This is a genomic window from Sorangium sp. So ce124, from assembly GCF_051525235.1.
Taxonomy (GTDB): domain Bacteria; phylum Myxococcota_A; class Polyangia; order Polyangiales; family Polyangiaceae; genus Sorangium; species Sorangium atrum.
This window is the reverse complement of record NZ_CP150312.1, coordinates 13,252,836-13,267,266: the sequence shown is the minus strand read 5'-3', so window position 1 is coordinate 13,267,266 and position 14,431 is coordinate 13,252,836. Positions and strand designations below refer to the sequence as shown.

At 72.1% G+C, this 14,431-nt stretch carries 9 protein-coding genes; 4 read left to right on the top strand and 5 right to left on the bottom strand.

What is annotated here, in order from left to right; translation table 11 throughout:
* Positions 1-111: 111 nt before the first annotated feature.
* The 3 genes from WMF19_RS49685 to WMF19_RS49675 all read left to right on the top strand — a co-directional run bounded on the left by WMF19_RS49685 (position 112) and on the right by WMF19_RS49675 (position 4,197).
* A complete protein-coding gene (locus tag WMF19_RS49685; protein WP_437896772.1) occupies positions 112-1,113 on the top strand; it encodes a DUF4349 domain-containing protein in 1,002 nt (333 codons plus the stop codon).
* Between the two features lie 428 nt (positions 1,114-1,541).
* Entirely contained in the window at positions 1,542-2,423 is an 882-nt protein-coding gene (locus WMF19_RS49680) for a hypothetical protein (protein WP_437896771.1), read from the top strand.
* A gap of 394 nt (positions 2,424-2,817) precedes the next feature.
* The gene (locus WMF19_RS49675; RefSeq protein ID WP_437896770.1) at positions 2,818-4,197 is read left to right on the top strand and encodes a PAS domain-containing protein; all 1,380 of its coding nucleotides are present in this window, start codon (positions 2,818-2,820) and stop codon (positions 4,195-4,197) included.
* Between the two features lies 1 nt (position 4,198).
* Here WMF19_RS49675 and WMF19_RS49670 read toward each other — a convergent pair whose 3' ends face one another.
* The 5 genes from WMF19_RS49670 to WMF19_RS49650 form a co-directional block, all read right to left on the bottom strand.
* On the bottom strand, positions 4,199-5,209 hold the full coding sequence (locus tag WMF19_RS49670) for a hypothetical protein (RefSeq protein ID WP_437896769.1): 1,011 nt from the start codon (positions 5,207-5,209) through the stop codon (positions 4,199-4,201).
* A gap of 26 nt (positions 5,210-5,235) precedes the next feature.
* Complete coding sequence (locus WMF19_RS49665; protein WP_437896768.1) at positions 5,236-6,372, bottom strand: tetratricopeptide repeat protein; 1,137 nt, start codon at positions 6,370-6,372, stop codon at positions 5,236-5,238.
* A gap of 31 nt (positions 6,373-6,403) precedes the next feature.
* Positions 6,404-7,978 carry a serine/threonine-protein kinase gene (locus tag WMF19_RS49660; RefSeq protein ID WP_437896767.1) on the bottom strand — a complete coding sequence of 525 codons (1,575 nt, stop codon included), beginning with the start codon at positions 7,976-7,978 and terminating at the stop codon, positions 6,404-6,406.
* Positions 7,979-8,190: 212 nt separating this feature from the next.
* On the bottom strand, positions 8,191-8,481 hold the full coding sequence (locus WMF19_RS49655) for a cyclase family protein (RefSeq protein ID WP_437896766.1): 291 nt from the start codon (positions 8,479-8,481) through the stop codon (positions 8,191-8,193).
* A gap of 16 nt (positions 8,482-8,497) precedes the next feature.
* The gene (locus WMF19_RS49650) at positions 8,498-10,045 is read right to left on the bottom strand and encodes a serine/threonine-protein kinase (protein WP_437896765.1); all 1,548 of its coding nucleotides are present in this window, start codon (positions 10,043-10,045) and stop codon (positions 8,498-8,500) included.
* On the opposite strand from WMF19_RS49650, the gene WMF19_RS49645 reads away from it, so the two are divergent.
* Positions 10,044-14,291 carry a serine/threonine-protein kinase gene (locus WMF19_RS49645; RefSeq protein WP_437896764.1) on the top strand — a complete coding sequence of 1,416 codons (4,248 nt, stop codon included), beginning with the start codon at positions 10,044-10,046 and terminating at the stop codon, positions 14,289-14,291. The genes WMF19_RS49650 and WMF19_RS49645 overlap by 2 nt on opposite strands.
* The last annotated feature ends 140 nt before the right edge of the window (positions 14,292-14,431 follow it).

The following is a 14,431-nucleotide window of genomic DNA, read 5'->3' as shown; positions in this document are numbered from 1 at the left end:
TTCGCAAGGGGCGCGCCGCGCCACCGGCGCGCACGGCGTGTCCGCGTCCCCGCCCGGGGTGGGCTCGCGAGCGTTCCCTGGAACCGCTACGGTCACCGCATGCGTTCCTGCATGAGCCTGCCTGCCGTGCTGCTCTCGGCTGTGGCGCTGATGAGCGCCTGCGCCAAAGAGGACCGTTCCGAGTCGGCCCCGCCTGAGCCGGCCGCGGCGGTCGATCAGCGAGAGCAGGGGCCATCGCCCGCGGCGGCGCCGCTCACCGGGCGCGCGATGCGGATCACCGTCGAGACCGCGATCCTGGTGGACGCCTTCGAGCCGGCGATGCAGCGGCTGCGAACCGCGGTCGAGGAGCACGGCGGCTACGTGAGCGAGGCCCGGGTGCACGGCGGCCCGCACCGGAGCGCGTCGCTCGAGGCGCGGGTCCCCTCGGCGAAGGTCGGCGCGTTCCGGGCCGCGGTGGCGTCGGTCGGCGAGGTGGTCGACGACGCGGAGAAGGCCGAGGACGTGACAGAGCAGCGCGCGGACATCGGCGCGCGGCTGCGGAACGCCCGCGCCCAGGAGAAGCGGCTGCTCGACCTGCTCTCCGACAGGACGGGGAGCCTCGCGGACGTGGTAGCCGTCGAGAAGCAGCTCGGGAGCGTGCGTGAGACGATCGAGCAGATCGAGGCGCAGGAGCGATTGCTGGAGGGGCAGATCGCCTATGCGACCGTGAAGATGTCGATCACGGCGCGCGGCGAGGAGCAGACGCTGGGCGCCGGCGGCAAGATCGCCCGCGCGGCCAGCGAGGGAATCGAGAACGCGGGGGTCGTCGCCGTGAAAACAGCGGTCCTCGCAGCGTCGATCGGCCCCACCTTGCTGCTCCTGGCGGCGTTCTTCGGGGCGCTCTACTACGCCCTTCGCGCCATCGTCCGGCGGCAGCGGCGCACGGCAGCCAGCTTCCGTCCGCCCTTCCAGGCCGGCCCCATGCACGCTTACCCGAGCGGCGCGCCGCCGGTGCAGGGTGCGCAGCCTTACCCGAGCGCCGCGCCGCCGGCGCAGGGCGCCCAGCTTTCGCCGGAACCGACCTCGCCGCCTCCGGCGCAGCCGCGCGGCGACGGCGAGATCGGCCCCGGGTGAGAAGGATCGCAATCGCGAGCAGCTCGATCACGACCTGCTCGGCCTCGCGCACGCGCTCCCCTGACATCGCCGGCCGGAGCGCGCGTGTCCCACGCGATTGTCCCCAGCCCCGCGCACGCACCTATCGCCACACTGCGCATTGCAACGACCCCCGGGCCGCTCGCCGCCGTTCTGTCGGGCCTTCATGCAGTGTGAGATTTCGATCATCCCATCGCGCTTTGCTGGGCCTCAAACAGAGCGCGATGAAGGCGACACGCTGCCTTGCTCACCTTCCACACCGTGGACAGAGCAGATCCCACGCTTTCAACGATTTACGAATTTTACACAAATCACCAGTTGAGCACTGGACATGATGCCTATTCATCGGTACACCCAATTCGACCTTCGACGAGGGCACGAAGGGACGAACCCGGGGGGGGGGGACGACGATGTACCGGATCAGCATCGCTGGTTTCGTGGCGCTTTCGCTCGCGCTTTTGGTGGGCTGCATCGCAGTTCAGGAAGAGGAGGAGGGCTCCGTAGGAGTTGCCCCTAACGCCCTCGAGTTCGTCAACGCTCTCAACCCCAACGCCCTCAACCCCAACGCCCTCAACCCCAACGCCCTCAACCCCAACGCCCTCAACCCCAACGCCCTCAACCCCAACGCCCTCAACCCCAACGCCCTCAACCCCAACGCATTGAGCCCGGCGGCCCTGACCGCGATCCAGGATCCGGGGGCGGCCGGCGATCTCTCGCGCCAGCTCCTCAACTATACGGTCGGCTGTGCGTTCCTCCCGTCGCAGTCGTTCAGCTTCTCGTGGACCGATCGATCGGGCACGGTGATCAACGAGGAGTACAGGGGAATCATCGGCCTCGCTCCGGACTGGAGCACCAAGCCGCTCGGCGTGCCCGAGCAGCAGTGGATCTCGGCGTGCCTCGCGTCGCGGACGAACTGGTACGGCGTCTCCGTGACGATCTCCTCACGGGGCACTCCCTCGGCCATCGACAAGACCGGTACCCTCGAGCTCACGACCTACCCGCGTCTGGAAGGCGCCTTCTGGGGCAATCTGTTTGCCCCCTCTCCTTACCTGAACGCCTGCTACGACGAGGCCAATCGCAGCCATTCACGGTCGCTCATGCGGGACTGCGCCGCCGGTCACCTCACCAGCAGCGGGGCTATCCAGCAATGCGGAATGCTCAGCATCCGCGGCCCGTGCAGCCCCTACTGCCAGCAGCTCAACACGAACGGCATGTACTACCCGAGCTGCGTCAACAACCTCACCGGCAGCCCGGATTCGACCACCCGGGCGATCACCGTCTTTCTTCCCTAACGAGAGAGACGGCGAGCCCCAGCCGCTGGTCGACAAAACATTGTCCGGGAACCGGAGCCCCACGAAGAGGCGTCCGTCCGGATCGTAGATCTCTTTCGCCGTGTCGATAGCGCCTCCGAGATGCTCCGATGTACGAGGCGGCGAGCACGACGGGCAGCTCCAGGTCGGTGGTGCGCGGGGCTGCGATGAGGGCGAGTCGGTCGTGCGTGGGAGTACCGCACTCGAGGCGCCAGCCCGAGAGGGCGAGCCAGCCCCGGCCAATCGAGGCTTCACGGCGCCGGCCTGATGGTGCACCATTTCAGCGCAGAAGAACTCCCGGACGGCCGCGGGCGGAGAGCGGCGGGCAGGGCTCAGGAGGGCTGAGCGCGCTCTCCGCGGCGGCGAGCGGCCGCGCGTGAGGTTGCAGATCGGGCAGGGCTCAGGGGGGACGATGGAGATCGATCGGCAGAGCGACGAGCGAATCAAGGCAGAGAACGCGCGGCTCCGGGCTCGCGTGGAGGAGCTGGAGCGAAGGCTCAGCGCAGGCGCGGCGCCGCGGGAAGCGCAGCGCGAGCTCGCGGACAGCGTGCCTTACCGCGCGCTCTTCGATGCCTTGACCGTACCGCTGGTGGTGCATCGCGCGGACGGGCTCCTCGTCGCGATCAACCGGGCCGACTGCGCGCGGTGGCGCATCAACCCCGAGCAGATCATCGGCAAGTACAACGCTCTGGAGGATCCGCAGGCGGTGAAGACGGGCCACGCCGAGGCCTTCCGCCGGGCGCTTGCCGGGGAGGTGGTCACGCTGCCCCCGGTCCCCTACGACACCGAGCCGGGTGAGCTCTACAAGGACCGGCGTCGGCTCTGGACCGAGCCGAGCTACGTTGCGTTCGAGGACGCGAGCGGGAACCGCTTCGTGGTGGTGGTGACCATCGACGTCACCGCGCGCGTGGAGTCCGAGGCGCAGAGGCGCCGGGGCGCCGCGCTGCTGGAGGCCTTCATTCAGAACGCGCCGATGCTCATGTTCGCGCGGGACAACGAGGGGCGCCACACGCTGCTGAACCCGCCGGTCGAAGAGCTCCTCGGCAAGCCCCGCGAGGAGCTGATGGGGAAGACCCAGCACGACCTGTTCCCCGCAAAGATAGCCGACCGGTTCGCGGCGCAGGACCGGGCGGCGATGGCGTCGTCCGAGCCCATCACCTCCGAGGACGAGATGGATCTGGCCGACGGTAGGCACGTGTTCATGAGCACCAGGTTCGCGCTCCGCGACGAGGAGGGCAGGGTCTCCGGATGCGGGGCGATCGCGGTGGACATCACCGAGCGGGTGCAGGCCGAGGCGAGGACCCGGCAGCTGCAGGAGGAGATGCTGATCGTGCAGCAGGAGACGATACGGGCCATCTCCACGCCGCTGTTGCCCATCGCGGACGGGGTGCTGGTGGCGCCGCTGGTCGGCGAGCTGACCCGCGAGCGGGGCGCGCAGTTCACCGAGACGCTGCTGGACGGGATCTCCCGCCAGCACGCCCGGATCACCATCTTCGACGTGACGGGGGTGCCGCAGGCGGGGCCGGAGGTGACAGACGCGCTGATCCGGGCGGCGCGGAGCGCGCGGCTGATCGGGGCCGAGGTGGTGCTCACCGGGATCAGGCCGAGCGTGGCGCAGGCGTTCGTGGCGCTGGGGGCCGATCTGGGGGGGATCGTGACGCGGGGGACGCTGGAGCGCGGGGTGACCTATGCGCTCTCCGCCCGCGAGGGGGCCCGGGCGCCGGCGCGAACCCGGAACGGGCGCGGCGCGCACTAGCTCACATCCCGGGGCCATCGTCGCTCTTCGCGAGCGTCGCGGCGTTGGCCTTCACCTGCTCGGGGGTCAACGGCTTGCCGTACACCGCGGCATACTGGATCGAGCCGCGAAGAGAGCGCCCGGCCTTCCGCGTGTTTCCGAGCACGAGGTACCACGTCGGCTCCGCCCACGTGAAGACATAGTCGGAGGGCGGCCGATCCGAGATCGCATTCGTCCGCACATCGCCGTTCACGTAGAGATCGACGACGCCCTCGGCGGCGTTCAGCACGAGGTGCAGGACGCACGGCCGCTCTAGCTCCTCGAGGGGAATGAACCACTGCCCCACGAACTGCGTCTTGGAGTCGGCGTAGATGTGGAATTGCAGCTCTCGGTTCCCCATCCCGTCGGGGTCGCCCGCGCTCAGCGAGTACTTCCCGAACTCTCCTGTATCGGTCCCGAGGTACAGAATGCGAGATGGCACGCCCTCGACCGCCGCGGCCGTCACGCTCACCACGGTCTCGAGCGTGAGCGCCGCCTTCGAGACGAGGAGCTTGCTCGGGGGCGTGGCGGTGGACGGAAACGCGGCCTCCACGCGCGCGTTGCCGCCCAGGGCGTTCCACCGGATGCCCCTGCGCCCCGCCTCGCCTTCCACCGTGAGACTCTCTCCGTCCGACACCACGTCGAGCGAGAGCCCCGGCTCCGGTCCCGAGTCGACGAGCTTGCCCTCCGCGTCGAACGCGTCGAGGAAGTACCGCGCGAGCAAGCCATCATCGACGAGGCAAGTCGAGATATGGCTCCCGGGCCCATCGCAGCCCTCCGGGGGCGCCCCGCCGCAGCCGCCGCCCCCCTGCCCGCAAGGCTCCGCGGTGCCACCGGCGCCGCCGCTCGTTCCGCCCGTTCCGCCTGCTCCATCCGCGCTTGCGACGACATCCTCGTAGCTGAAGAAGACGCAGCTACCTCCGCTGAGCGCGATCAGCGGGACGATCGGCGAGAGCGCCCAGCCCATCCACCTCCACGATACGATGCGCATCATCGGGAAGATCCCTCTCTCCGGAAGCCTCACCAGCGCTTGCTGATCACGAGCCCGCCCGGCATGGGGCTCACCGACAGGCCGGTCGCCGTCGCGTCCCGCGCGTCGGGCCGTCCCGTCAGGAGGACGTACGCCGCCGTGCCGAGCCCCGCCGCGCCCGCGGCCAGGAAGCTCCAGACCGCCGCGTTCGCGAGGTCTGCCTTGGCGTGTCCCAGGTCGTTGTACGCGCGCAGGTCGAGCCCAGGGCAGCGCGCAGGGTCCGTGCAGGAGGCCGGCTCCAGGAGGCGCTGCTGCGAGCTCGCCTTCCCGTTCGAGAGGACCACGAACGCGACGCCGAGCCCCGTCCCCGCGGCGGTCGCGGCGAGCCCCGTGAACACGACCGCGGAGCTGCGTGGGCTCGGGCGTCCATCCGCCGCCTCGCCGCCCTCCTGGGCGCTGCCGTCGGCCGCACCCTGCCCAGGGCCGAGCGGCTCGCCGCCCTCCTGGGCGCCGCCGTCGGCCGCACCCTGCCCGGGGCCGAGCGGATGCGGCTCGCCGCCCGCGCCGCGCCCGGTCCTGTCGCTCTCGATCCGCACCTTTCCGGCCGCGAGATCGACCTCGACCTTGGCCCTCATGCCCTCCTTGAGGACGATCTCCTTCGTCAGCCCGCGTCGTCCAGGCGCCCCCACGGCCAGCGTGTGGCTGCCCGGATCGCGCGCGACGGGCGTCGACTGTGGCACGTCCAGCCCGCCGAGCGCCACCTGCGCGCCCCCCGAGCCCGCGCCTGTCACGGTGATCTCCACGGTGGGGATGCGCGACGAGAGGGCCTCGAGCTCCGTCCTCGCCTCGGCCTGGGCCTCCCGGAACGCCTGCGACGCGTCGGCCGGGAGCTGCTCGTCGACGATGACCTGGTAGACCGAGCGCGCCTCGGTCAGGCGGCCGAGCTTGTGGCAGGAGCGCGCGACCATGATCAGGAAGGTCGGCGCATGCACCGTGGCCTCGGCTCGGCGGAAGGCCTGGAGCGCTTCCCGGTACCGGCGCGCTCGGTAGGCCGTCCACCCCTGGTTGGCGTACGTGACAGCCGCCTGTCGCGCCTTCGCCGACGGGGGAGGCGCCTGCGCCGACGCCTCCGCGCCGGCGAGCGTGACCAGGAGCAGCACACCCATCACCGCCGCTCGGAAGCGCATTCTTGCCTTCTGGGGACGCGGAGCCACCCGGCTAGAGCCCCCAGTCCGGCCTGCTTCCGCCGGACTTCTTGCGAGGCCCCGTTACTGTCTTGCGCGGCGCCGGTGCCGCCGCGGTCCGAGCGGTGGTCGGGGTCGTGGGGCGCGCGGGCGCGGCGCTCCGCGCCGCCGCGCCAGAGGGGACGGGCGATGCCTGTGCCGGCGCCGGGGAGGCGGCGTTCGGCGCGCCCGCGCCCGCGACGGGGTCGAGCGGCAGCGGAGCCGGCACCACCGCAGGAGTCGCCGCGGCGCGCGCCTCGGGAGCGCTCGCGACGGCGGGGACCGCGGCGAGCCCGGCCGGCGCGCCGCTCGACGGCGCGCCGAGCGCGGGCGCTGATGCGTCCGCGGAGGCCTGGGTCGCGGCCTTGTCGCCGTCGGTCGATGCGCCCTTGAGCGTGGCGACGAACAGGCCGACCCCCACGACGGCGATCGTCGCCCCGACGGCGACGCGCCCCGCGACCCGCGCGATGGCGGCGCGCGCCGTGTGCGGCGCCGACAGGTTGATCGCGCCGGTCAAGGTGCCCGGCAACGATTGCGGGTTCGGCGTCGAGGCGCGGACATCGTTCGGGTCCGAGCGCCGCTGGATGGGCATCGTCGTCAGCTGCGCCACCGGCGGCGTGCCGGGGTCGGCGAGCCCGGGCTCGCCGCCGGAGCCCCGCCATGTCCACCCGGCGCCCAGCGAGGTGTCCCCCACGAGCGAAAAGAACGGCGGCGCGCCCGCGACGCGCGCGAGCTCGTTGATCATCTCGCGCACGTTCTGGAACCGCTCGTCCCGATCGCGCGCCAGCGCCCGCGCGAAGAACGCGTCGATGCCGCTGGGCAGATCGGGGGCGAGCTCGCGCGCCGACGGCACCGTGCCGAGGATCACCTTCGTGACCACGCGCCCGATCGCGTCGCCCGGGAACGGCAGCTGCCCCGTGAGCATCTTGAACAGGATGACCCCGAGCGACCAGAGATCGCTGCGCGCGTCCACGTCCCGTTCGCCATAGAACTGCTCCGGGCTCATGTAATTCGGCGAGCCCATCACCTCGCCCGTGGCCGAGATGTCGGCCGCGAGCACCGCCGAGACGTCCTTCGCGATCCCGAAGTCGAGCAGCTTCACGATCTCGCCGTCCTCGCCGTCGACGCGCGCCAGGAAGAAGTTGGCGGGCTTGAGGTCGCGGTGCACGAACCCCGCTTCATGGACGCTGCGGAGCGCCTTCCCGGCCTGGACGATGATGTGCAGCGTCTCCGGGAGCGAGAGGCGCCCGCACCGCTGGAGGCGCTTGCTGAGATCCTCGCCTTGCAGGAGCTCCATGACGAGGTAGGGCACCTCGTCCTCCTCCTCGAAGCCGAAGTCGTGGACCTGCACGATATGGGGACTCTTGAGCTGCGCGGCGGCGCGCGCCTCCCGCTCGAAGCGCGCCCGGAGCACCGGCAGCCGCGAAAACGAGTCGCGCATGAACTTGACCGCGACGAGCGTGCCGAGCTGGACGTGCTGCGCTACCCAGATCGAGCCCATCCCGCCGTGCGATAGCTCTCGCTCGAGGCGGAATTTGCCGGCCAGAAGGACGTCTTTCTCGAACTTCATACGCCCGGTCACCTCCCGAGGGGGGAGCCGAGAGGATACCGAATCCCGGGCAGGACGCGAAGCTTCGTGTGGTCGATCCGGCGCGGGGAGCAGCACCTCGTACGACCGTCGCAGGGGGCGGTATGCAAACAGGCGACACCGCGCCAGAGCAGGGCAAGGGGGCCAGGACGGCGCGGGCTGCGTCCCTCCACAGTCCGGGGATACGCACCGCGCTATCTCGCCGGGCCGCCGGAGGCCGGCACCAGCGCCAGCACCCGGGCCGGCGCGCCGCTGCCGCGCGCGAGCGGCAGCGGCGCGACCACCACGACGGCCCCGGCCTCCGGGAGCTGCTCCAGATTGGCCAGGTTCTCGATGTGGTAGCCGCCGGCGCCAAGGAAGGCCCTGTGCTGTTCGAATGTCTCGCTCTGCCCGGGGTCGGTCGACAGCGTATCGATACCGATGCAGCGCACGCCGCGCTCGCGCAGGTAGCGGCTCGCCTCCACGGACACCCCGGGAAAGCGCATGACGCCGGGCGGGTGATCAGCCCTGTCGTGTCCGTGGCGCTGTGATCCGGCGGAGCGCGCCCTCTTCTCCTGCAGTTGCGATCTCCAGATCGGAAAGGAGCTCGGGTGAGGCGAATACGCCCTCTCCGGCCTGGTCTGGCACCCACGCCGCGATCTCCAGCAGCTTGCCGGCTGCGGGCGAGCCCTTGCCTGTATCCATGAGCTCTCCCGCATGGAGGCACAGGCGCACATCGACCCTGGGATCGCGCCCGGAGCGGGCCTCGAGCCGCTGGTAGATCGCGAGCGCCGTGCGCACCACCTGGCTGCGCGCCTCCCTGTCCCCGGCCGGGTCGTCGGGACGATCCGCCGTGAGAAGCACGCTGCTGCCGGTCTGCGCCATGATCGTGAGACCGGCGCTGACGAGCTCGGCGGCGATGAAGGGGAGGATGACGTCGAGATCCGCGAGCAATCCATCCTCCGGCTCCTCGAGGGCGCTCGGCTCGACGTGCACTTCGGCGTAGAGCGCGAGCGCCTGCCGCGCGCGCGCGGCAGAAGACAGCGCGCCCGTCCCGCCGCTCGCCTCCACCTTGGCCCTCAGCTCGCCCAGAAAGGCCGTGATCGTCGGGGTGCGCTCCCTGCGATCCTTGCTCATCGCACGGAGGATCACCTCATCCAAGGCGGGATGGACGCGCGCCCGGGTGCTCGGGCGCGGCGGGTCCACGTAGAGGTGCAGCTGGCGCAGCATCGGGTAGGAGCGCTCGACGAAGGGCGGCTCGCCGACGAGCATCCGGTACGTCAGCACCCCGAGCGCATAGACGTCAGCGCGGGAGTCGATCGACTCGCCGAGGATCTGCTCCGGGCTGATGCACGTCGGGGTCCCGACGATGTGCCGCGACGACGTGAGCGCAGGCCCCGGCGCATCGAGCAGCTTGGCCACGCCGAAGTCGAGCAGCACCACCCTCCGCCGCCCGCCCTGCTCGGCGAGAAAGACGTTCGATGCCTTGATATCCCGGTGCACGATCCCACAGCGGTGCGCCGCATCGAGCGCGCTGCAAAGCGGCTCCAGGAGCGCGAGCACATCGGTAGCGGACAGGCGTCCGCGGGCGCGGAGGTGCTCGTCGAGACTACATCCCTCGAGCAGCTCCATGACATAGTAGGGGTGACCACGGCTGCCGAGCCGCCCGTGCTCGAAGATCTCGACCACGTTCGGATGATCCAGGCGCTGTATCGCCTCGATCTCCCGCGCGAAGCGGACGACCGCATCGAGATCTGAGGCGAGATCGGCGTGAAGGATCTTGAGCGCCGCAGCGGTGCCGCGCTCGGCGTGCGTGGCGCGATAGACGAAGCTGAAGCCCCCCTGGGCAAGGGGGCGATCGAGGATGTAGTCGCCGACGCGAGCCCCCCGCGGCAGGGTGCGGAGCAGCGGATGGGACGACGGCTCCTCCTGCGTGCGCGTAGCCTCGGCCTCCCGTATCGGAAGTGTGCTGTCGTCGTCGGCGCTCGGCTGATGAGCCACGGCCGCCGTCGCCAGCGCGGAAGGGGTATGTGAGCTGGGGAGCGTGTCGTCTTCCGTGGTTCGTGCCATGCGCCGGGCAACAACGATATCATGGGCCCCGCTCACGGCCCCCGTCCGCGCCCGGCGCGAAGGGAAAACCGATTTGCATCGCTGTCCATCGTGCCACAGGCGGATCGCAGAGGCGGCCCCGTGCCCCCGGCACGGCGGGCCGCCGCCTGGGCCTGCACCCGCAGAGGCCCGCGGGGCAGCGCCGCGCGTCGAGGGCTTCCGTCTGACCGAGCTCCTCGGCCTTGGCGGCTTCGCTGCCGTCTGGGCAGGCTCGCGCGAGCGCGACGAGATGCCGGTCGCCGTCAAGGTCGGCCTGATCGACGCGGAGCAGAGCGAGCCGCGCTTCCGGCGCGAGGCCGGCGCCCTCGAGCGGATCGGCCCCCCGCACGTGCCGCACCTCTACGGGCAGGGGAGGCTCGACGATGGCCGGCCGTGGATCGCCATGGAGCAGCTGAGAGGGCGCACGCTCGCGGCGGACCTCGCGGCGCTGCCAGCGCCGCCGGACCTGGGCTGGGCGCTCGGGCGGGCCGATGCGCTGCTCGTCGCGCTCGAGGCGGCGCATGCCCGGGAGGTGATCCACCGCGACGTGAAGCCGGAGAACGTCTTCCTCGTGCCAGCGAACGGCAGCGGAGCGCGCGCCGGCGCCGCGGGGCGAGGCCTTCCCGGCGCGGAGGAGCGCGTGGTCCTGCTCGATTTCGGCCTCGCCAAGCGGGGCGCCGGCGCCGAGGCGACCAGCGCCGAGCTCACGCGCGCCGGGACCGTCGTTGGGACGCCCGTCTACATGTCGCCCGAGCAAGCGCGCGGGGACCTGGCGCTCGACGCGCGCGCCGATATCTACGCGTTCGGCGTGATCCTGTTCGAGCTCCTGACCCTGCGACCGCCGTTCGTCGGCGACGCGGCCGCCATCGAGCACGGCCACCTCGCGCTGCGTCCGCCGCGTCCGACCGAGCTGGTCGCCGTCCCGGCCGCGATCGAGGACGTCGTGCTCGCATGCCTCGCCAAGGATCCAGACCGCCGGCCTGCGAGCGTGTCGCTGCTCCGGCGCACCCTCGCCGAGGCGGGCGCTTGCCGCGCCAGCGGTGCTGTCGTGGGGGCTGGCCGCGAAGGCGGCGCTGTCGCCGTGGAGGCGGCCCTGCCCGCGGCCCCGGCCGAGCCGCCCGAGAGCGCGGGGAGCGCCCGGCTCATCGCGGACGGGCGCGAGCCGGTCGTGGTGCTGGTCGCCGACGTCAGCGGCGCCGTGCCGTCGGCCGTCGCCGCGTTGGCAAGCCGCAAGGGGCTCGTCGTCCGCCAGCGCGGACGCCGACTCGTGGCGCTGTTCTCGGGCCTCGACATCGAGCATCCGGCGCAGGCGGCGCTCGCCGCCGCGCGGGAGCTCGTCGGCCGGTGCGACGCGCGCGCGGGGCTCCACCTCGCGGGCGTCACCGTGCGCCGGAAGGGCAGGTGCCCGCCGGTCGCCTACGGCACGGCGGTGGATCGCCCGGAAGGCTGGCTGCCGCCCGAGCCCTGGTCCGGGGTCGTGCTCAGCGCGGAGATCGAGCGCGTGCTGGTGGAGACCGAACCCACGCCACCCTCGACAGGCGGCGCGGCCGCGATGGGCGCGGTCGACGGCGAGGTGCCCCTGCTCGGGCAGAGCGAGGTCGTCGAGGCGCTGCTGGCGAGCGCAGCCGCGGCCTTTGACGGCACGTGTCCCGGCCTGATGACGCTGCTCGGCGACGCCGGCCTCGGCAAGACGCGCCTCGCGAGCGAGGCGGCTGCCGTGGCGCGATCGCTCCATCCGGAGGCGCTGGTGCTCTCGATGCGCGCGGCGCAGCCGCTGTCGTGCGAGGTCGCGCGAGAGGTGGAGGAGATCCTGCGCGCAGCGCTGGGCGCGCAGGAGCGGCCGCCGGCCGACGTCGAGGCGTTCTGCGCGGAGCGGCTTGGCCAGGAGATCGGGCGCGCGGCGGGGCCGTCCGTGGCGGCGGCGCTCGGGTGGGGCGCCCCGTCCGGCAGCGCGTCGCACTACCACGAGCTCCGGCGGGCGATCGCGGAAGGGCTCCGCCGGCGCGCGCGCCGCGGGCCGGTGGCCGTGATCCTCGACGACGCGCACTGGGCGGACGACGCGTTGCTCGATGCCCTCGAGGTCGCGACGCTCGACGGCGCCGGCGTGGCGCTCTGGGTCGTGGTCGCCGCGCATCCGCGGTTCGAGCAGCTCCGCCCCGGGTGGGGTACCCGCACGCAACGCTTCGAGAAGAGGGCGCTTTTGCCGCTCGACGAGGGCGCCGGGATGCGGCTCGCGGCGGAGCTCCTCCTGCCGGCGGAGTACCCGCCGGCGGACACGCTGAGGCGGCTCGCCGCATGGGCCGGCGGCAATCCGGCGTGCCTCGCGGCGATCGTCGGGGCGCTGAAGCGGGCCGGAATCGTGCGCCAGCGGTCGAACACAGGCAGCTATTACGCGGCGACCGCGGCGCCCGAAGGCCTGGCGCCCTCGCCCGGGTGGCAGTGGCTGGCCATGCGGCGGCTCGAAGCGCTGCCGCCGGAGCTCGCGGCGTGCGCGCGGCTCTGCGCGGTGCTCGGGGCCTCGTTCACCAGGGCGGAGCTGGAGTGGGTCCAGGACGCCGCCGATCGGGCCGGTGGGGCCGGGTCGCCGGTGGACGCGGGCTTCGGCCTGAGCGCGCTGGTCGAGCGGGGCATCCTGGAGCGCGTGCCGCGCGCGTCGCGCGCGCCAGGCGAGCGGTACGCGTTCCAGAGCGGCGTCTTCCGGGACTCGGTGGTCGAGCTGATCCATCCGGAGCACCGCAGGGACACCCACCGGTACGCGCTGGCCTTCTGGCGAGCGCGGGTCTCCGCCGGGGATGCGACCCCGGAGACCCTCGCCTCGCTGGCGCGGCACGCGAGCGCGTGCGGAGCGAGCGAGGAGGCGGCGGAAGCCTACGTGAAGCTCGGGGACATCGCGCTCTCGGCTCACCGGCACGTCGAGGCCGACCAGCACTACACTGCGGCCCTCGGGCGCATCTCTGCGGCGGACCTGCGCCGGCGCGCGCTCGCGCTCGCGGGCCGCGGCAGGATACGCTACCGAGCGCACCGGACGCGGGAAGCCATCGAGGATCTGACCGCGGCGCGCGAGCTCGGCGAGCGCCTCGCCGACGAGGCGCTCGTCGCGGAGATCCTCCTGGAAGAGGCCACGCTGCTCGACTGGACCGGGGATTACGAGGGGTCGGCGCGGCGCGTGGAGCAGGCGCGCCCCCTCGTCGCGCGGTCGGGCTCACCGCGGCTCGCGGTCCGGCTCGCGGTGGCCGACGGGCGCAGGTGCGTGCGGACGGCGCATGTGGCGCAGGCGATCGCGCTCCTGGAGAAGGGCGCCGTCGAGGCGGAGGCGCTCGGCGATCACGACAGCCGGATCGTCGCGCTGCTGCTCCTGTCGGTCGAGCTGGCGCACGCGGGCTCGTTCAGCGAGGCAGAGGAGCGCGCGCGCGAGGCGATCGACCTCTGTGAAAGGGTCCACGATCTGCCGCACCTGTGCGTCGCGTACATGAACCGCGTCGTGCTCTGGACGCTGAAGAAGTCGCCGTCCCGGGCCACGGAGGATCTCCGGCGCGTCATCTCGCTTGCGCGCGAGATCGGCAACCCATGGCTGGAGCGGGTGGCGACCTACAACGTCGCCGAGCTGCTCTACTGGAGCGACCGGCGCGAGGAAGCGCTCGTGCTCGCCCGCAGGGCGCATGTCCTGGAGCGGCGGTTCATCGAGCGCCCGGTGCCCGAGTGCTCGCTGCTGCTCGCGCGGATCCTGGCCACGGCGGGGCAGCACGACGAGGCGCGCGAGCTCATCGCCTGGGTGGCGGGCTCCTGCCCGCCAGAGCCCGGGGCGCACGCTGCGTTTGCGTGCTTCCGGATGCTCCAGGCGCTGCTGATCGACGAGGTGGAGCGCACCGTCGGTCCCCAGGAGGGGATGGCCCATGAGACGGTGGCCCATGAGACGGTGGCCCATGAGACGGTGGCCCATGAGACGGTGGCCCATGAGACGGTGGCCCATGAGACGGTGGCCCATGAGACGGTGAATGGATCGATGGGCGCTGCTAATAGCGCGGGGAGCCTGCTGTTCGCCGATGAGCTCCTGGAGATCCTGTACTGGCGTGCTCGCCTCGCCCTGCGGGACCGGCGAGATGCCGAGGCATCTGCTGTCGTGCGCAAGGCGCAGGCCATGCTGGAGGAGCACCCGGCGTGGCAGGCTCGCTTCGATGGCCTCGCGCGCGCCCTCGAGAAGGTGCTGGCTGGGCCATGCAGCACCTGAGGGCTTCAACATGCAGGTACCGCCGGATCTCGGCCGCATGGGTGTTGTACGACTCAGGTGCTTCGCGCGGCGGCGCGGCCATTTCTCTTGCAGGGCCTGCTCCCGCCGGGGCGAGCCGCTGAAGCAGAGGGCCGGCCTGC